This window comes from Thermodesulfobacteriota bacterium (assembly GCA_031082315.1).
Taxonomy (GTDB): Bacteria; Desulfobacterota; QYQD01; order QYQD01; family QYQD01; genus QYQD01.
Map to the genome: position 1 here is coordinate 1 of JAVHLC010000016.1, position 18386 is coordinate 18386.

Annotated in this window: 16 protein-coding genes; 5 read left to right on the top strand and 11 right to left on the bottom strand. The window is 48.8% G+C overall.

Annotated features, from left to right (window positions below; translation table 11 throughout):
• Positions 1–149 precede the first annotated feature (149 nt).
• Both RDU59_11875 and glmS read left to right on the top strand, forming a co-directional pair.
• A complete protein-coding gene (locus RDU59_11875; GenBank protein ID MDQ7839175.1) occupies positions 150–1541 on the top strand; it encodes a TIGR03013 family PEP-CTERM/XrtA system glycosyltransferase in 1392 nt (463 codons plus the stop codon).
• Positions 1542–1570: 29 nt separating this feature from the next.
• The gene (glmS, locus tag RDU59_11880; GenBank protein ID MDQ7839176.1) at positions 1571–3406 is read left to right on the top strand and encodes a glutamine--fructose-6-phosphate transaminase (isomerizing); all 1836 of its coding nucleotides are present in this window, start codon (positions 1571–1573) and stop codon (positions 3404–3406) included.
• Positions 3407–3538: 132 nt separating this feature from the next.
• On the opposite strand, the gene RDU59_11885 is transcribed toward glmS, so the two are convergent.
• The 8 genes from RDU59_11885 to RDU59_11920 form a co-directional block, all read right to left on the bottom strand.
• On the bottom strand, positions 3539–3766 hold the full coding sequence (locus RDU59_11885) for a type II toxin-antitoxin system MqsA family antitoxin (GenBank protein ID MDQ7839177.1): 228 nt from the start codon (positions 3764–3766) through the stop codon (positions 3539–3541).
• A 20-nt stretch (positions 3767–3786) separates the two neighbouring features.
• Entirely contained in the window at positions 3787–4026 is a 240-nt protein-coding gene (locus tag RDU59_11890; protein ID MDQ7839178.1) for a hypothetical protein, read from the bottom strand.
• 194 nt (positions 4027–4220) lie between these two features.
• On the bottom strand, positions 4221–4454 hold the full coding sequence (locus RDU59_11895; protein MDQ7839179.1) for a type II toxin-antitoxin system MqsA family antitoxin: 234 nt from the start codon (positions 4452–4454) through the stop codon (positions 4221–4223).
• The gene (locus RDU59_11900; GenBank protein ID MDQ7839180.1) at positions 4451–4759 is read right to left on the bottom strand and encodes a DUF4258 domain-containing protein; all 309 of its coding nucleotides are present in this window, start codon (positions 4757–4759) and stop codon (positions 4451–4453) included. The genes RDU59_11895 and RDU59_11900 overlap by 4 nt, the downstream gene beginning before the upstream one ends.
• A gap of 224 nt (positions 4760–4983) precedes the next feature.
• On the bottom strand, positions 4984–5127 hold the full coding sequence (locus tag RDU59_11905) for a hypothetical protein (protein MDQ7839181.1): 144 nt from the start codon (positions 5125–5127) through the stop codon (positions 4984–4986).
• 147 nt (positions 5128–5274) lie between these two features.
• Entirely contained in the window at positions 5275–6678 is a 1404-nt protein-coding gene (locus RDU59_11910) for a hypothetical protein (protein ID MDQ7839182.1), read from the bottom strand.
• 234 nt (positions 6679–6912) lie between these two features.
• Positions 6913–7449, bottom strand: a complete 537-nt coding sequence (locus RDU59_11915) for a hypothetical protein (GenBank protein MDQ7839183.1) — start codon at positions 7447–7449, stop codon at positions 6913–6915.
• 201 nt (positions 7450–7650) lie between these two features.
• Complete coding sequence (locus RDU59_11920; GenBank protein ID MDQ7839184.1) at positions 7651–8634, bottom strand: hypothetical protein; 984 nt, start codon at positions 8632–8634, stop codon at positions 7651–7653.
• 414 nt (positions 8635–9048) lie between these two features.
• On the opposite strand from RDU59_11920, the gene RDU59_11925 reads away from it, so the two are divergent.
• The 3 genes from RDU59_11925 (at position 9049) to RDU59_11935 (ending at position 14611) form a co-directional block, all read left to right on the top strand.
• On the top strand, positions 9049–9792 hold the full coding sequence (locus RDU59_11925) for a UPF0280 family protein (protein ID MDQ7839185.1): 744 nt from the start codon (positions 9049–9051) through the stop codon (positions 9790–9792).
• Positions 9793–10179: 387 nt separating this feature from the next.
• Positions 10180–12783, top strand: a complete 2604-nt coding sequence (gene mutS / locus RDU59_11930; protein ID MDQ7839186.1) for a DNA mismatch repair protein MutS — start codon at positions 10180–10182, stop codon at positions 12781–12783.
• A gap of 181 nt (positions 12784–12964) precedes the next feature.
• Positions 12965–14611, top strand: coding sequence for an N-acetylmuramoyl-L-alanine amidase (locus RDU59_11935; protein MDQ7839187.1), 1647 nt, complete (start codon positions 12965–12967; stop codon positions 14609–14611).
• Here RDU59_11935 and prfB read toward each other — a convergent pair.
• The 3 genes from prfB to RDU59_11950 form a co-directional block, all read right to left on the bottom strand.
• Positions 14577–15678, bottom strand: a protein-coding gene (gene prfB, locus RDU59_11940) for a peptide chain release factor 2 (protein ID MDQ7839188.1) whose coding sequence is annotated in 2 segments (ribosomal slippage) — positions 14577–15608 and positions 15610–15678 — 1101 coding nt in all. Because the reading frame shifts where the segments join, the coding sequence is not laid out codon by codon here. The two genes, RDU59_11935 and prfB, sit on opposite strands and share 35 nt — an antisense overlap.
• Positions 15662–17236: an apolipoprotein N-acyltransferase gene (gene lnt, locus RDU59_11945; protein MDQ7839189.1), complete on the bottom strand. Its 1575-nt coding sequence runs from the start codon at positions 17234–17236 to the stop codon at positions 15662–15664. The genes prfB and lnt overlap by 17 nt, the downstream gene beginning before the upstream one ends.
• 142 nt (positions 17237–17378) lie before the next feature.
• Positions 17379–18245 carry a hemolysin family protein gene (locus tag RDU59_11950; GenBank protein MDQ7839190.1) on the bottom strand — a complete coding sequence of 289 codons (867 nt, stop codon included), beginning with the start codon at positions 18243–18245 and terminating at the stop codon, positions 17379–17381.
• Positions 18246–18386 lie beyond the last annotated feature (141 nt).

Genomic DNA, 18386 nt, shown 5'->3' on the forward strand with positions numbered 1-18386 from the left:
TATGGCAACCATGCTTAAAAACCGCTTGACAAAAAACACAGTTGCTCAGGCGGATCAGCAAAAAAACAAAACAAACAACACATTAAGCTGAACGCTGATAGCTGAGTGCTGACCGCCCGTCTGGAGACTAGGGAGATTTGAGTTAGGCTATGATCAAGATATTCAACCAGTACTATCCCATCAGGAACGTCCTCTTTGTGGTTGGTGAGGGCGGCCTTATTTTTCTGTCCGTCATTTTGGCCGCCATGGTTCGCCTTGGAGGACTGGATGACGGATGGCTGGGGGATAATCTGATATGGAGCAAGATTTTTCTAATTACCCTGGTCTGCCAGGTTAGCCTCTATTACTTTGATCTTTATGATCTAAAAGTTACCGATACCTTTCTGGAACTGGGTATCCGCCTCCTCCATGCCCTTGGGGTGGCTTCTATCGGTCTCGCCGTAATCTATTATATATTCCCGCAGCTCATCATGGGGCGGGGTATTTTTTTTATTACCCTGGCCTTCCTGGTTCTTTTGGTCACTTCCTGGCGCTTTATCTACAATTTAATATTACGCAAGAATATGTTTGCGCAAAGGCTGTTACTGGTGGGAAACGGCAGGTTGGCCGCAGACATCTTAGCGGAGCTGGGAGAGAAACCGGATTCAGGTTATAAGATAGTGGGCTTGGTCCCGATGGCCAGGGGGGAGAGGACATCGCAAACAGAAATTCCTATTTTTGAGGATATCCGGGACTTAAAGAGGCTTGTCGAACAGGAAAAAGTTGACAAGATCGTGGTCTCTATGGACGAGAGAAGAGGCGCGCTTCCGGTTGCCGAGCTCCTGGATTGCCGGATGAACGGCACCCCGGTTATAGAAGGCGAGACCTTCTATGAGATATTGACGGGCAAGATCCTGGTAGAAAAGATTAACCCGAGCTGGCTCATATTTTCCGAGGGGTTTGAGAAGACGCCCCTGCATCGGGTGACGAAAAGGCTTGTGGGATTTGCCCTTGCATCGACCGGCCTGTTAATAACTGCGCCGGTTATATTGATTACCGCCATAGCCATTAAGCTTGATTCCAGAGGCCTGGTGTTTTTTAAGCAGGAGCGGATAGGTGAGAATGGCCGGATATTCAAGGTCTATAAATTCAGGTCGATGAGAACAGATGCGGAGCTGAACAGCGGCCCGGTCTGGGCGCAGGAAGATGATCCGCGCATTACCCGGGTAGGCAGGATTATACGTAACCTGAGAATCGATGAGATACCCCAGATGTGGAATGTCCTTAAAGGAGATATGAGCTTTGTGGGGCCCCGTCCGGAGAGGCCTCATTTTGTAAATGAATTAAGAAAAAGCGTGCCCTACTACGATCAAAGACACACAGTAAAACCGGGGATAACCGGTTGGGCGCAGGTTCTCTATCCTTATGGGGCATCCGAGGATGATGCGTTGCAAAAGTTGAAGTACGATCTTTATTATATCAAACACATGTCTGTGGTAATGGACTTGTTAATTGTGGTAAAGACTATTAAAATTGTGCTTTTCGGCCGGGGATCACGTTAGGTCCGGGGGAAGATGGAGAGGATAATTCCATGTGCGGGATAATAGGTTATGTGGGCCACAGGAGGGTGATACCGGTTCTCCTGGATGGCCTCAAGATGCTGGAGTACCGCGGCTATGATTCGGCGGGCATAGCTTATCTTAAGGATGGCAAGATAAATATTAGCCGGGCCGAGGGCAAACTGGAAAACCTGGACCTTAAACTAAACGGGAAGAGGGATGAGGCCAGTTTTACCGGCATTGGTCATACGCGTTGGGCTACCCACGGTGTCCCCAATGAAAGGAACGCCCATCCGCATACGGACTGCAAGAACGAGCTGGTGGTAGTTCATAACGGCATCATTGAAAACTATTTCAGCCTGCGGGAGAACCTAAAGGCGGAAGGCCATGAATTCCGTTCAGACACAGATACCGAAGTCCTGGCCCATCTTATCGAGAAATACTTTGCAGGCGATCTGAGTGAGGCGGTGGCCCGGGCGGTGCGGGAGGTAGAGGGTTCTTATGCCCTGGCCGCGATGTGCACTCAGGACGGAGTCCTGGTGGCGGCGCGTTACCAGAGCCCCCTGGTATTGGGATTGGGCGAAGGGGAGTATTTCCTGGCCTCGGACATACCTGCCTTTCTGCGTTATACCAAGGATGTTATGTTCCTGGACGATGGTGAGATGGTTATCGTGCGCCGGGATGGGATACAGATAAAAAAGGCGGCTACCGGGGAAGAGGTAAAGAAGAAGGCGGAGAGGATAACCTGGGATGCGGCCATGGCCGAAAAGGCCGGCTTCAAACACTTTATGCTCAAGGAGATCTACGAGCAGCCGCAGGCCATCTTAAATACCGTAAGGGGAAGGGTATCGGGAGAAGAGGGCGAGGCCTATCTTCCGGAGATAGACCTGTCGGAAAAAGAACTGAAGGCTATCAGGCGCATAATGCTTGTGGCCTGCGGGACCTCCTGGCATGCGGCCCTGCTGGCCAAATATTATCTGGAAAAATGGGTTGGCCTGCCCACCGAGGTGGATCTGGCCTCGGAGTTCAGGTATCGCTCCTTGCTTATAGATGGAGACACACTGACCGTCCCCATCTCCCAATCCGGCGAGACCGCGGACACCCTGGCCGGACTCCGTATAGCCAAAGAAAAGGGCTCCAAAATTATATCCATCTGCAATGTGGTGGGGAGCACGGTCAGCCGGGAATCGCACGGGACGATATACACCCACGCCGGTCCGGAGATAGGCGTGGCCTCGACCAAGGCGTTTACCAGCCAATTGACCGCCCTCTACCTCCTGACCATCTATCTGGGCCGGGTGCGGGGGGTTATCTCAAAGGAAAAGGCCCGGCTTATGATTAAGGACATCATAGACCTCCCCCCGCTTCTCGAAGATAATATCAAAAATATACATGCGGCGGTAAAGGAACTGGCCCTGGAATTCTACAAGAAGAGGGATTTTCTTTATCTGGGCCGTAATTATATGTTTCCCATTGCCCTGGAAGGCGCCTTAAAGCTCAAAGAAATATCTTACATCCACGCCGAGGGCTATGCGGCCGGCGAGATGAAGCACGGGCCTATTGCCTTAATCGATGAGGCCATGCCGGTGGTGGCCCTGGCCCCTGCTTCGCCGGTCTATGACAAGGTCTTAAGCAATGTGCTGGAGGTCATGGCCAGGCGGGGGATAGTCATTGCCCTGGCCGATGAGGGGGATGAAAAAGTGGGGGGGTTAGCCAGTCATACCCTGTTCCTGCCAAAGGTGTCCGAGGAGATGGCGCCCATCCTTTATACCGTGCCCTTACAACTCCTGGCCTATGAGATAGCCGTCTTAAGGGGCTGTGATGTTGACCAGCCGCGCAATCTGGCCAAGAGTGTTACGGTAGAATAAGGCGAAACCCGGCGATAACGTTCAAGGCTTTGCGAATGTGCCATAGGCCATTTTTGCGATCTTACCAACTCGAAGTCCAATAAAGGAGCTGCAAAGCCGGTTGTTATACGCAGTGGGGTGCGTCCCTTTTAATTATGCAAAGTGAGCAACCGGAACTTGGCGCTTTTCCGCAAAACTCTTTTTGTGAAGCTTTATGCGCTCAATTTCGTGAAGCGTTTCCGCATCAAGGTAGCTCTCTCCGCAGTGAGGACAAGTTACCACAGGAACATTTTCTATAACCAAGATGTCCTTGCCCTTACCGTAGGTCCTTGCAACCCGCCGGACGCGCGCTCCCTCTTTTCCACAAATTTCACATATCATTTGTTCCAAGAATTTTCCTTTTATCCGCTGTTATCCGCTCTTGTCTTCGGATGCCGTAATGCTCGATGTTTTGCTATAAGTGCCCTAACTGTAGAGACTAACTGAACAGGGATTTCTATTATTGTCTGGGTCTTATCTTCATATGCTGCTTCATCCTCGGCCACAGCCACGGCTTCTTCTTCGGTTTGTTTCTCGTAATGGGCAAGAATTCTCTTCACCCTCTTTTCATCCCATCCTTTCGGAAATCTACTTTTTTTCATTTCTTCTTTCGCCTACTGCGCTTATAAGCTGCCTTCTTTTCTGACTAATAATACTATATTCCTTTAACCGGCAGCTTTCAGATAACATTTTGAGTATTTGAGAAGGGCCAAGCCTTTGGGTGTCGACCTCAAGCACTCTGTTATCTGCCGTTACGGGCAAATTCATGTTAACTGGTCGCTGATGGTCTCCACCATTAAGAAGCTTCAGCAAAATCAAAAACAGGGACCTCCAGCTTTTTAACCGGTTTAAATTTGTCTTTCGCGAATTTCAATAATTCATCAGTAACATCTGGAGAATAAGTCTTCTCACCGCAACGATCACAAACCTCAGCAGGTACATGTTCGACAAGAAAATACCTGTTTTCCTCTTCATAATTGAAGGTTACCAACATTTTCTTTGTTTCACCGCCGCAGAAAACGCATCTCATTTCTTTTTCCTCCTAACTCTATAATCTATCCATTCGGTCTCATCAGGATCATAAGCTGTAATTATGACAACAGTCGGAGGGATGGAAAGCTGAACATGAAGATGTCTGCCGGATCTCGCTCTCCCATAAACAAGGCAACTCGGAGAATATTTATCATCGGGATATTCTTCGATAATCTCACCTGATAATACGGCCTCTTCTATCTCAGCGCGATCAATGGACCGTTTGATCATCCTTTTTACGGCATGGTCAGAGTAGCGGTATTCCCCTCTGCTTATTTTATCCCTTATTCCCTCTAGTTCCATACATTTCTCTTAACATATAAATTTAAGCTGCTACGTATTTTACGACTTCGTCTATTCCGACGCAGGATGTTCAGTAACGTTCAAAACTTCATTCTGTATAGCTGAATATATGGCACCATACCAATCTATATAATCACCGATCTTATCTTCTATGATTTTGAAGCTCCCCGCAGCAAGCTGCGGGGAATCTCCGTATGCAAGGTAAAATGCATCGTATTCGCTCGCTAACCCCGCCGCAAATAGCGGGGAATGCGCTCGCTATGCATGTTCAACTCCGATTCCGAAAGTTCTCTCCCAAGCTCTTCCTCTGCTACATTCTGGACATCTTCCATATTTATGGAATAAATATCTTCCGAGGTATCGAACACACGTCCTCCCTTCAAATGAAGAAATACGAGCAACAAGAAACTTATAAATTTAAGGGCGTCCCGCCCCTCCTACGGTTAAGAAACTTATAAATTTATGGACGTTGAGTTCCTTAGAATCTTAAGGGCCTCATCTCCTCCACAAGTTTTCTACATCGTCAAACCGTCAAAGAAATCATTGTAGATATTATCAAGAAATTCTATGTAATAAATTTCTGTTCTATTGCTCATGAGGTCTCTCAATGCTCTCTCTAAGTTAAGCGTCTTGTTTTTTGAATGCTGGCATAATAGTTCAAACTCCCAGCACCCTAAGATATAGAAGTCATCCCTCTCGTTTTTCATGTGTTTTCTTATTTCGTTTCTTCCGTACTGGTTAAGGGAGAACATCTCATCCAGATAGACGATGATATTGATGAACTTCTGTCCTCCATATGTTATCCCGTTCAATAGGCCCTGTCTTATATGGTCTTCTTTCTTGTAGAATTTATCGAGTCCTTCGGCCACGTTTTTGAGAAACGCCTTAATCCCCTTTCCGTCTTTGCTTTCAACCCCCGCCTTGGCATAGCTGTTCAGTTTTCGTTTTTTACATTCGATCTGAAAAATGGTTTGATCCGATACCAACAGCCAATCGGCGCTCCGTACTTGATTTCGACCAACGCGATAGGTTTGTTCGCCTATTAGCCGAGCCCTGGAGAAAAGGTCTAAGTTGTAAAACGTTATGAGCTCACCCACATATGTTTCAAAGGCTTCTCCTAAGAGGCGAAATAATTTCGCTTTATATTCCTCCTGAAGCTTGTCCAGCAGGACATAATAAAGGCCCTCGGTGGTTGCATAAAGAAAGTCCGCCAGTGAAGGAATGATGTATTTCTCATTATCTTTATCTGAATCGGTAATGATAATAGGGTATCTTTTGAGCGGGTTAAACTCGTACTTTTTCAGTAAAGGACTTGCCAGTCGGTATTGCTTATTTGCCTCGCAGAAATGCTTTTTGTCAGTGGCAAAGATATCAAAGAACTTGTTTAAATTCTCCTGCGTTAGCAGTGGTTTTAGGGCTTCTATCTGTGTATTGGTGTATCGGCTTATTTCAAACGACGTTGATGCCAATCTACCATCCGGTGAGACAGCAAACCCGGCAAGAATTGAAAACCCAATTCTTAGGAGATCAAATAGGCTGATGTTTAGGCTTTGATTGATTTCCCTCTTCAAGTCGTTGTCTGCAAAAACACGTTCAAATAGATAGACATATCTTCCCAGTATCGACGATGGGAGTCGGAGATAAGACCATTGATGATTTGTTGCACGCAAAACCCATAGCCAGCTATCTTCTTCGGCTGGGTTTACATAATTTAGATCTGTTTCGAGGTTGCCGTACTTAAATAGGAGGTTTGCCAAGTCCAATTCATTCAACTGCGTTCCTGTCTGCGAACAGTACAGGACAACCTGTTTTGCAAGGAACGAGATGAAATCCTTTGATAGTAGAATTTGATGCTTTACTTTTCTGCTTGCATGGAATTCGAACTCAAGGTTGATGTTCACCCAAACTTGATTGCCCATCAACACGCTCAACGTTTGCAGCGACATCAAAGAACCCACGAAGTCAAAAGGCTTGATTCCTCTTTGAAAGTCCTTGAACGAAATAGCACCGGCGAATGGCAAGGTGGATGCTGTTCTGGGTCGTATTGTTTTCATATCAGTTTGACGGCATGTCAGCCAACGTGTGCGGCACAGACAAAATCAGCAGGTCTTGAGTCCTCCGTTTGTGCCGCTGTTAGGCGCAGTTGCCATTTTTTATACCTTCTTCAAAAATATTGCCTTGTCATATAGCAAGTTAAAAACCTTCTCATTTCTAAGCGAAAGTGCACGAAGAAAAAAAGTTGCCAATTTATAGGTCAACCGAGCAAAAAAATATGGCATTGGTAATAAAACCAACCAGAGAAATAATGCTGGTCCTTTTTCTCTAAAATAGAAAGCAAGAAAAAAGCAAAAAATGACAAGAAAGACGGCACCACCGATTTTCTGTGTTCCCATTGAAGCCTTACCACCTAAAATAAAGACGCCAACAATCATAACTGGAATGGCAATAGCACTATACCAACCCAAAGCGAAGATACTTGCAACAACACCAGCTAATAGAGAGATGAATTCAAGTAACCAAACTGCCTTGACAAAGAAACGTTCTATGAATAACGCTTCTCCAATTTCTTGTTGAATAGCCTTATGCTCAGTATCGGTGAAGAATTTTCTGGCTAGAGCAGGCTCGATTCCAATAAGTATTTCTCCTCGTTCTGCTTGCTTAACGAATCCTTGATAGTTAGTATTATCCATAATATTCTCCAATCAAAATCTGGCAATTGCGCCTATCGGTTGGGCATATGAGTAGTGGCGGGTTACGGGGTACTTTACTATCAAGTTGGCAGAAAACTGATGCGGGCTACAAACGCCATAACCGCTACAACCCACGCCATTACTTATATGCCGTGTTATACGCTGTATGATATGACTTCTTTATACTTAATCATAAACGGGTCATCTATCCAACATTTTCTTTATTTTTTCTTGCTTTTGTTCTGGTGATAAATTCGGCTTCATCATTATTTCTTCCACCTCGTCCATTCTTTCCCACATTCTCTTTTCCGTCAAAGCGTACCTCGGTTCTCCTTTTTCGTAAGCGCAAATTGCATAAGCATAACCTTTTTCATCAACAAACTTCTCAACGGTTTCGTCAGAAAGTTCCCAAAGAGCTTCTTTAACACCATCCCAAGGACCTTTTATAAGAATTTTATAAAGTCTTTTTGCGCCACCTTTCTTTAACAACTCTTTTATTTGTTCTGGCGGCAACCATTTCTCTTTAAGATTCCCGTTTTCATCGTAATATTGGATAGTTCCGTCTGGTTTATTCTCTTCCGGCTCGGGCACATAATCTTTCAAACCGCCCGGATTTTCATCTAAAGGTATATCCCCCTCAATTATTTTAAAATTGTCTTTTAACCTTTTCCAACTTCCAAGAAAAGCGGAAAGCGTACCAGAAACCATCATAAGAAGAACGGGGTTGATAATCCCTGTCTTCTCTCCATTCATCTCTACATCAAAGTTTTGAATATTTTTGCCTAGCCAGCGATGAAGCAAACGGGCGGGAATGGCACTCAAAGGATCGCCCCCGGCATTTATCTTCTGAATATCTTTTTGAAATTTTTCTCCATACTGTTTTACTTCATCAACCGCATATTCGCCCCAATCTTCTGTATCAATACACTTCAAAACCCATTTTTCAATTCTTTCCGCTTGGTCTTGTGGGAATAAATTCTTGACAGCTTGCAAATCTTGTGCGATTGCCGCAAGTGCCAAATCAAATGCGGCCATCTTTTCATCTTCTACAACGATTTTTTCCTTAAAAGAATCTTTGAGGCTTTTGTAAATTGTTGGCCATGCGTCTTGAGCCTCTTTCATTATGTAAAGCACAAAATGAGAGGCTGTTTCTTGTTCGGTTAGTTTTTTCTTAAAAAGTTTCATAGTATTTTATCCTGATCTTTTTTGTTATTCAAAAGTCATATTGCGTAGCTCGTTCATAAACGCATTGCGTTTATACTCCCGATTTGGCGGGATAGACACAATGCAGATATACCAACTCTGGCTGAAGGCTCAGAGTTTACTCCTTCGATTACGGCTCTCATATCTTCGCTATATCTATCGGAATTGTCAAACTATTTCTCAATCTACGGGTGTTTGTTATCAATGGGCTGGACATTTCAGCAAATTCGGCATAATTATTACAATGGCATTTAAATACATGGATTCGACAAATCCCCCCTCACCCCCTTTACTAAAGGGGGGAATCCGTCAAGCCTCTCCTTGGGAGAGGACGGAGGTCCATCAATTCCCCCTTTGGAAAAGGGGGATACAGGGGGATTTCCAGGTGTAAAGTACATGCTGCCGCATGAGTACCAAAAGAGATTTTATCGATCCTGGATCAGCGCTCCGGGGCTGGTTGTATTTCAGGTGCAGGTCAAGGAGACCGACCTTCACATCCAGGCGGAGAGCCTCCTGACCGGCGAGACCGAAGAATTAGTCCTGTCTTATCGCCACCAGTTGGAATCCTATATTGTCAAGCATCCGGATTTCTTTACCTCTCTGGTTCCTGTTCCTCAGGATATACTGGCGCCGCCCATTGTCCGGGAGATGATAGAGGCCGGGCAGCGTGCGGGTGTCGGCCCTATGGCGGCGGTGGCCGGAGCCATTGCCGGGAGGGTGGGCCGCGACCTGTTGGACCGCGGGAAGACCGGAGAAATTATCGTGGAAAATGGCGGGGATATCTTTGTCGCCACCCGGAGTGAGGCCCGGATAGGCATTTTTGCCGGAGGGTCTCCTTTAAGCGGCAAGGTCGGCATAGCCGTCCCGGCCGGTCAGATGCCTGTAGGCGCCTGCACTTCCTCCGGTACGGTGGGTCACTCCCTAAGTTTTGGCAAGGCCGATGCCGTTACGGTGGTGGCCGGATGCACGGCGTTGGCCGATGCTGCGGCTACGGCGGTAGGCAACGTAGTTAAAGGAAAAAGAGATATAGACCGCGGGCTGTCTCTGGCTAAAGATATAGGAGAAATATCCGGCGTGGTAATAATTGCAGGCGATAAGATCGGGGCCTGGGGGGATATAGAGTTGATATCCCTTGAGTGATAAGGCGTGGGTTGTTTTTTGGCTGGAATTGCGGTATCAGTATTAGAAAATTCTAAAAACAAAATAATCTTAGCCACAGAGGGCACAGAGGACACAGAGAAAGACTAAAAATTTCAAAAATGTATCAGCTTAGCTGTTGAACATGCATAGCGAGCGCATTCCTCGGTGCTTGCAGCGGGGAGCTTCAAAAAGTATTTTAAAATCCCTCCCAACCCCCCTTTTTCAAAGGGAGGAGAAGCACTTCCCCCTTTGAAAAAGGGGGATTAAGGGGGATTTTTGAGGCGCCATTTTCTGGACGACAAGCTCTTTTCAAACAGCTAAAGTGTTACAAAAAATATTTTTCTCTGTGATCTCTGTGTCCTCTGTGGCAAATTTAAATGTAGTATGATTAACAAAATCACCCCCATGATCCAGCAGTACCTGGAGATAAAACAGAATTACCAGGATGCCATCCTTTTCTATCGTATGGGCGATTTTTATGAGATGTTTTTTGATGACGCCATAAAGGCGTCGAAGCTCCTGGATATCGCCCTCACCAGCCGCAACAAGAACGCAGAGGAAAAGGTCCCAATGTGCGGGGTCCCTTATCATGCCGCCTCAGGCTATATCAACAGGCTTATCTCTCAGGGACTTAAGGTGGCTGTCTGTGAGCAGAAGGACGGGGAAGAGACAAAGGGCCTGGTCAAACGGGAAGTGGTTCGTATGGTTACCCCCGGCCTGGTCATTGACGGAGACATGCTTGAGGATAAGGTTAATAACTTTATCGTCTCTGTCTATCCCGGAGAAAAGAAAACCGGCCTGGCTTCACTCGATATTTCCACCGGTGAATTTCGCCTGACGGAATCTGAACCTGATGATGTTAGCTCTGTCCTGGATGAGGTAGCGCGCCTGAATCCCGCGGAGATAGTTGTGGCCAATAAGATAGAAGAAGCGGGGGGGTATTCATTTCTGGAGGGCTTCCGGAGGGGAAAGGCCTTCACCGGCCGTGATGACGCCTCCTTTGCGCCGGATGCCGCCCGTGAGTGTCTGCTCAGACACTTTAAGGTCGTCTCGCTGGAGGGCTTTGGATGTGAGCATATGTCGATCGGCATTCAGGCCGCCGGAGCGCTTCTTCAGTATGTACAGGAGACACAGAAGGCAGGTCTGGACCATATCCAGAGGCCCACGCCCCATTTTACCGGCGACTATCTGATTATCGATGACACCACGCGACGGAACCTGGAACTCACCCAAAAGGCGCATGGACCGGGGGCAGGCGGAAGGCGGGGCTCTCTCCTCGACACCCTGGACATTACCATGACCTCCATGGGCGGCCGTATGTTACGCCGCTGGATGGATTATCCGCTAAGAAACCTTCGCGGGTTACAGGCACGTCTGGAGGCGGTTTCCGTGCTTAAGGACCATCATTCGGCCAGGCGTGAAATCCGGGTTATCCTTGACGAGTTTTACGACCTGGAGCGGCTAAACGGTCGCATCGTCCTGGGGAATGCCACGCCGCGTGACCTTCTGGCCCTGAAGAGTTCCCTCCTGCGACTGCCTGATCTCATAGCCCTGATCCCTTCCGGGACCAGCGACCTTCTCAAGGAGATGGCCGGAGGCCTTGACCCTCTCAGCGATATGGCCCGGATTATTGAGGAAGCCATAAGGGAGGACGCGCCCCTGGGTCTGCGGGAAGGGGGCATGATAAAGGAAGGTTATTCCCCGGCCCTGGATGAACTTATTTCCATACAGCGAGATGGGAAGGACTGGATTGCCAGACTGGAGGCGACGGAACGGGCCAGGACAGGCATATCCAATCTCCGCGTGGGATTTAACCGCGTCTTTGGCTACTACATTGAGGTGACAAAAAGCAACCTTTCATCCGTCCCCGCTGATTATATCCGCAAACAGACCCTGGTCAACGCAGAACGCTTTATAACCCCTGAGCTCAAGGATTATGAAGAAAAGGTGCTCACGGCCGGAGAGAAAAGGACTGACCTGGAATACCGCATCTTTCAGGAGATTCGCCTGCGGGTGGCCGCAGAGACCACGCGCATACAGAAGACCGCCCATCTCACGGCCCAACTCGACGTCCTGGCCTCTTTTGCCGAAAACGCAGACCGTCATGGATATGTATGCCCAAAGGTTAACGACAGCGATGCCATCTTGATCCGCGACGGCCGGCATCCGGTCGTCGAACGCACCTTGAAGGGACAGCGATTTGTGCCGAACTCGGTGCTTATGGACAATGACCAAAACCAGATGCTGATTATTACCGGGCCCAATATGGCGGGTAAATCCACTATCCTGCGGCAGGCGGCCCTGATTGTCCTTATGGCCCATATGGGGAGCTTTGTCCCGGCGGAGGAGGCCTCGATCGGCCTGGTGGACCGTATTTTCAGCCGTGTGGGGGCCATGGATGATCTGGCCCGCGGGCAGAGCACGTTTATGGTCGAGATGATGGAAACGGCAAATATATTGAACAATGCCACAGGAAAAAGCCTGGTCATAATGGATGAGATAGGCCGCGGCACCAGTACGTTCGACGGGTTGAGCATTGCCTGGGCGGTGGCGGAGTATCTGCTGGATAAGGGAGAAAAAGGGGCCCGGACTCTGTTCGCCACGCATTATCACGAGTTGGCGGAACTGGCCCATAGCTATAAGAATGTCAAAAATTACAATGTTGCAGTAAAGGAGTGGAACGAAGAGATAATATTTTTGCATCGGCTGGTTCCAGGGAGCATGAATTACAGTTACGGGATCCAGGTGGCCCGGCTGGCCGGTCTGCCGGAAGATGTGGTCAGGCGGGCCAAAGAGATATTAAAGAAGATCGAGGGTAATGAGTTCGGGACTGCGGTGAAGAGGATGCCGGATAAGGGCCCGGTCCAGTTGGGTCTGTTCAGCGATGACGAGAGCAGGATTCTTCGTATGTTGAAGGGCATCGATATTGCGTCCCTTACGCCGCTCGAGGCCCTGAATCTCCTTAATGAACTCCAGAGACAGATAAAGTGACCGGATATTCACCGCAGAGCACGCAGAGGCCGCAGAGATGGGTAAAGAAGTTCAAAGCTGAATGCTGAAAGCTGAATGCTCAGATTTGACATTTAGTCATTTGGATTTCATTTGAACTTTGGATTTTGGAATTTGAAATTATATAAAAGGAAGCCGATCTTAAAGATAAATGGGTAAGGGTATGCGGAAGGGTTATTTTATATATATCGTTTGCTGGTCTTTGCTCTTGTGGTTTTTTATACCGGCCGGAGGCATTAGTCCGGCATCTTCCTGGGCCCTTTCGTCTCAGGATGCATACGTAAGGGCGAAACGGGATTACACGGACTTTAAGTCCTCGCCCCGCGCCAAATACCGCCAGATCTGGCTGGAACATATTGATAAATTCAAGAAAATATATTCGGATGAACCCGATGGCCCGGCAGCGCCTGAATGCCTCTACATGATGGCCGGTATATACCAGGAGCTTTACCGTTATTCCGGGAGACCGGGAGACCTCTCTGCATCTATCGATATGTATGAGAGGCTGTGCAACCGCTTCCCGAAAAGCCCCCGGGCTAAAGAGGCCGGGGCCTTGTTGGCCAAGATCGGCAGGCCTGAGGATAATGCGCCGGCTGAAAAGATGGCGGCGGACGCCAAGGCCGAAGAAAGGCCGAAACTTGAAAGAACACCGGTTATTAAAGGGCTGCGCGAGGTCAAAGATATTCGAGCCTGGTCCAACTCCGATTACACGCGTGTGGTCATTGATGCGGAAGACCAGGCGCCGTTCAAGGAACATCTGCTGAAGAAAGATCCTGACATCAAAAAGCCAAAGCGGCTTTATATTGATATCTTCCAGAGCCGCCTGGGCCCCAATCTGCGGGATCCCATTCCGGTCATGGATGGCCTGCTCCGCTATGTGCGCGCCGGCCAGTATAAGAAGGATACCGTAAGGGTGGTTCTGGATATCGAATCGCTTAAGAAATATAAGGTCTTTTACCTGCTGAATCCCTTCCGCATCGTTATCGACATCATCGGCGGGCGGGCGGAGAAGGGAAAAGAGAAAGACCCCGGACAGTTGACGCTTCCCCAGCAGTTGGGTCTGGGTGTGCGGAGGATAGTCTTGGACCCCGGACACGGGGGTAAAGACTGCGGGGCTATAGGAATCAACGGGCTTAAGGAAAAGGATATCGTCCTTAAAGTCACCAGGAAGGTTAAACAGAAGATCGAGGAACGGCTGCGGTGCAGTGTTATCTTAACCCGGGACAAGGACGCATTTTTGCCGCTGGAAGAGCGCACTGCCATTGCCAATACCAGAAAAGGCGATCTCTTTGTCTCTATTCATGCCAATTCTGCGCCTAACACGGAGGCCCGGGGGATTGAGACCTACTTTTTGAATCTGGCCTCGGATGATGATGCCATGCGTGTCGCTGCCCGTGAAAATGCCACTTCTACAAAGAATATAAGCGACCTTCAGAAGATATTAAATGACCTTATGCTGAACTGTAAGATCAACGAATCATGCCGGTTGGCAGAGTACGTGCAGGACTGCCTGGTAAGCGGTCTTACCAAGCGATATGAGCAGGTTAATAACCTGGGGGTAAAACAGGCCCCCTTCTTTGTACTTATCGGCGCGCAGATGCCCTCTGTCCTGGTGGAGATCTCATTTCTCAGCCACCCCCAGGAGGCGGACCGCCTGAAGGATGAAGGATACCTTAATGACATAGCCGAACACCTGGCCGACGGGATTCAAAAGTATGTCCGGGATACAGAGACGGCCTATCTGTCTGTTCCGCCCGGTCGTACACACACGGGTCTCAGGTCTGAGGCCCCTTCAACAAAAAGGCGCTGATAAACGGGTCCAAATCACCATTTAGTACCGCATCAATGTTGCCTATCTCCAGATTTGTCCGGTGATCCTTAATCAGGCGGTAGGGTTGCAGGATGTACGATCTTATCTGATTGCCCCAGGCGATTTCTTTTTTTCCGTCATGGATTTCCTGTTTTTTCTTGTCCTGGATGGCCTTTTCCCTCTCATAAAGACGCGCCCTCAGGATTTTCATGGCCGTGGCCTTATTCTTATGCTGGGAGCGCTCATTCTGGCACTGCACCACGATACCCGTAGGGATATGGGTGATACGGACGGCCGAACTGGTCTTGTTGACATGCTGTCCGCCGGCGCCACTGGCCCGGTATGTGTCTATCCGCAAATCAGCCTCGTTTATCTCGACGGCGATGGTCTCATCCAGTTCCGGCAATACGGAAACAGAGGCAAAGGAGGTATGTCTTCTCCCGCTGGCATCAAAGGGAGATATGCGCACCAGCCGGTGCACGCCTATTTCGGCCTTCAGGTAGCCGTAGGCATAGGGTCCGGCCACGGTAAGCGTAACATTTTTCACCCCGGCCTCGTCGCCCGGCAGGATATCGATAACAGTAAGCTGGTAACCCTTGCTTTGGGTCCACATAGTGTACATCCGGAGGAGCATCTGGGTCCAGTCTTGCGCCTCAGTGCCTCCCGCCCCGGAATTAATGGACATTATGGCATTGCTGCGGTCATGTTCGCCGCGCAGCATCCGGTTAAACTCGGCCTGTTCTATAGCCTTTTCCAGGGATAAAAGTTTTTTCTCGGACTCCCGGGCGGTTTCTTTATCATCCTCTTCTATAGCCAGTTCCAGGAGAACCTCGGTTTCTTCCAGGTCTTCCGCGCTGGCGCGCCACTCTCCGATCTCTGCCTGGATGGCGGCCCTTTCCTTGAGGATGGCGGCAGCCGTGGCCGAGTCCCCCCAGAAGTCGTTTTGGGCCATGATCTTATCCAGTTCCCGGAGCCGCTCTGTCTTATTGTCTAGATCAAAGATGACCTCGTAACTGTTCTAGTTTGGCCTTTAAGTCCGCGATCCTGCTTTTAAGTTCCATTGACATGATTAAGCCTCCATCCTGTGTAGAAAATTACCATTATACCGAGAATAAAGCAAATGACAGGGAAAAATTCCCCCCATTGATTGTAAACCGTCTTTTCAGAGACAAGGGCTATCTCCTCCTTTAAAAAGGCCGGTGTAAAGAGCGAGGTGGCCTGGGTGATTTCGCCGGTGGGCCGGACAAACATGCTGATGCCGGTGTTGGCAGCTCTGGCCAGGCTGATGCGGTTCTCCACGGCCCGAAAGACGGCCATGGACATATGCTGGTATGGGGCGCTGGAACGTCCAAACCAGGCGTCGTTGGTGATGTTTACCAGCAGGTTGGCCCCGTTGCGGACCTGCTGCCTGGCCAGTTCCGGGAAGATGCTCTCAAAGCAGATCAGGATACCTATGCGCATCCGGGCTGCGGTAAGGGGTTTTAGAGAGCAGCCGGGGGTAAAATCGCCTACGGAGGCCACCAGTTTTCCGGCAAAGGGTAAAAGCGACCGGGCCGGCACGTATTCACCAAAGGGCACCAGGCGGACCTTATCGTATCGATGTATGGCGCCTTCATTGGCTGACAGGAGATAGGCGCTATTGAGGTACAGGGGTTTCCCATCCTCTGCTTTGGCATAGGCTGGCGCGCCGAAAAGGAGGTTTGTTTTTAAATCGCCGGTAAGCCGCAGGATAGTATCACTCAGTGGGCCACCGTCCTGGAAATAGAATGGGGCCGCGGTCTCCGGCCATATGAGAATATCCGTGTCGAAACCCCTGGTAGCCTCCCGGCTCAGGCCGTCGTATATATTTATGGTTTCTCTCTGCCAGAGGGGGCTCCACTTAAGGTCCTGTTTTATGCTCCCCTGGACAACAGCGGCCCGAATCCTGGGAGAGGTCTTTATCTTTTTCTCGATGTCCTGTAATCGATAAAAGCCATAACCCCAGTAAACCAGGCTGATGGCCAGAAGGGCCGGTATGTATAATTTAAACGCCCTGGCCCGATTTTGTCCGGCCTGCCGGCTATGAACAAGGCAGGCCAGCGCGGCGTTTACCAGTACGATATAAAACGAGAGTCCATAATTCCCCAGGATGTCGCAGAGCTGGATAACGTACAGGTTGGTATATTGAGTATAGCTGATGTTTTCCCAGGGGAAGCCGGTAAGGAGTTTGGCCCGCAGATACTCTAAAGAGACCCACAGGACAGGCGCAGTAAAGATTATGTCCAGCCCGGCTTTTTTAGTAACAGCAATAAGGCAGGCAAAGGCTGCGGTGTAAAGGGAGAGGTAGATAACCAGGAGAAGGAGGATGGCCACACTGACAGTGACGGGGAGGTCACCATAATTATACATTACTCCGGCTACCCAGTAGAGGAGTCCGGAATAATGCACCAGGCCAAAGATGAGACCGGAGAGAAAGGCGCGTCTTGGGCTGCCGCCGTCTATAGCGATAAGAAGAGGGATAAGGGCAATCCAGGCCAGGGCCGCCGCGCCGATTTTGGGAAAGCTCAAGGTAAGGAGGAGGCCGGAAAGGACGGGTAATAAGAACTGTCTTGGAGAAAAAGAGGCATTTGAGATGGATATTGCCATACATTTATCCCTTAATTACGCTGTATATCCGTTCACCGTTATCAGTTTACCGTTGTCCGTAAGAAATCGTAAGAGTCGAGTCTATGCGACCCGAAAAGCGTTTTTTCGGTGAACGGCGAACGGTCAACGGTGAACGGTTACATTACGGGGAGTCGGCCATTTTTTCTTGTTCGCTGAGAAGGGTTCTGGTTATTTTGACCTTATCGATCTTGCGTTCATTTGCGGATTCGATCTCCATCCTTAAGGGGCCGAAAGAGATTTCTTCACCCGCGGCCGGTACGCGGCCGACAAGGTTTATTATGAAACCTCCCACTGATTGATATTTGCCCTCTGGAATCTCCACATCGAAGCGCTGTTCGATCTTCTCTATGTCTATTTTGGCATCTACTGATATGGTATTTTTGTCCACTTCCTCAAAGATCTTCTCAGATATGTCGTATTCATCCTGGATTTCACCCACGATCTCTTCCAGAATATCTTCTATGGTAAGGAGACCGGCGGTGGTGCCATATTCGTCTATAACAATAGCCATGTGGGATTTTTTGGCCTTAAATTCCTTTAATAACTCTTCAACCCGCCTGGTTTCCGGGATGAAGTAGGCCGGACGCAATATATCTTTCATGCCGGTTTCTTCCCCGGTTTTCTTCCAGAATTTCAAGATGTCCTTGGCATGGACGATTCCCACAATATGGTCAAAATCTCCTTCATAAACAGGGATACGCGTGTGTCCCTCTTCGATTATTATTCGGACGAGGGCATCCAGGGGAGTGTTAATCGGCAGGCAGAGCATATCGGTACGCGGGATCATTATGTCGAGGGCTGTCGTGTTTTTGAGCCTTAGAATCCGCTCAATCATTTTTCTTTCTTCTTCGCTGAACAGGCCCTGCTTTTTGCCGGCATCTACCAGGTGGCGGATATCCTTCAGGATATCTTCAATATCCCCGGGCTCTTCTCCTTTTTTGAAAAGGGTGAGCAGTTTGTCTAAAAAACCCTTATCCTCTTGATCCAAACCTGAAGATTCCCTCCCTTTTTACCGCTGAGTACGCAGAGCCAACAGAGAAAAACTTTAAACTGTTTGATATGTTATCTCGGCGTTCTCGGCGACCTCTGCGGTAATTTTGACTTCTTACAAAATCATCCATACTGAATT

Excerpts from the sequence above, each read along its gene's own strand:
- RDU59_11875 (MDQ7839175.1), top strand. The coding sequence starts at position 150 with ATGATCAAGATATTCAACCAGTACTATCCCATCAGGAACGTCCTCTTT.
- glmS (MDQ7839176.1), top strand. The coding sequence starts at position 1,571 with ATGTGCGGGATAATAGGTTATGTGGGCCACAGGAGGGTGATACCGGTT.
- RDU59_11885 (MDQ7839177.1), bottom strand. The coding sequence starts at position 3,766 with ATGATATGTGAAATTTGTGGAAAAGAGGGAGCGCGCGTCCGGCGGGTT.
- RDU59_11890 (MDQ7839178.1), bottom strand. The coding sequence starts at position 4,026 with ATGAAAAAAAGTAGATTTCCGAAAGGATGGGATGAAAAGAGGGTGAAG.
- RDU59_11895 (MDQ7839179.1), bottom strand. The coding sequence starts at position 4,454 with ATGAGATGCGTTTTCTGCGGCGGTGAAACAAAGAAAATGTTGGTAACC.
- RDU59_11900 (MDQ7839180.1), bottom strand. The coding sequence starts at position 4,759 with ATGGAACTAGAGGGAATAAGGGATAAAATAAGCAGAGGGGAATACCGC.
- RDU59_11910 (MDQ7839182.1), bottom strand. The coding sequence starts at position 6,678 with ATGGGCAATCAAGTTTGGGTGAACATCAACCTTGAGTTCGAATTCCAT.
- RDU59_11915 (MDQ7839183.1), bottom strand. The coding sequence starts at position 7,449 with ATGGATAATACTAACTATCAAGGATTCGTTAAGCAAGCAGAACGAGGA.
- RDU59_11920 (MDQ7839184.1), bottom strand. The coding sequence starts at position 8,634 with ATGAAACTTTTTAAGAAAAAACTAACCGAACAAGAAACAGCCTCTCAT.
- RDU59_11925 (MDQ7839185.1), top strand. The coding sequence starts at position 9,049 with ATGCTGCCGCATGAGTACCAAAAGAGATTTTATCGATCCTGGATCAGC.
- RDU59_11935 (MDQ7839187.1), top strand. The coding sequence starts at position 12,965 with ATGCGGAAGGGTTATTTTATATATATCGTTTGCTGGTCTTTGCTCTTG.
- lnt (MDQ7839189.1), bottom strand. The coding sequence starts at position 17,236 with ATGGCAATATCCATCTCAAATGCCTCTTTTTCTCCAAGACAGTTCTTA.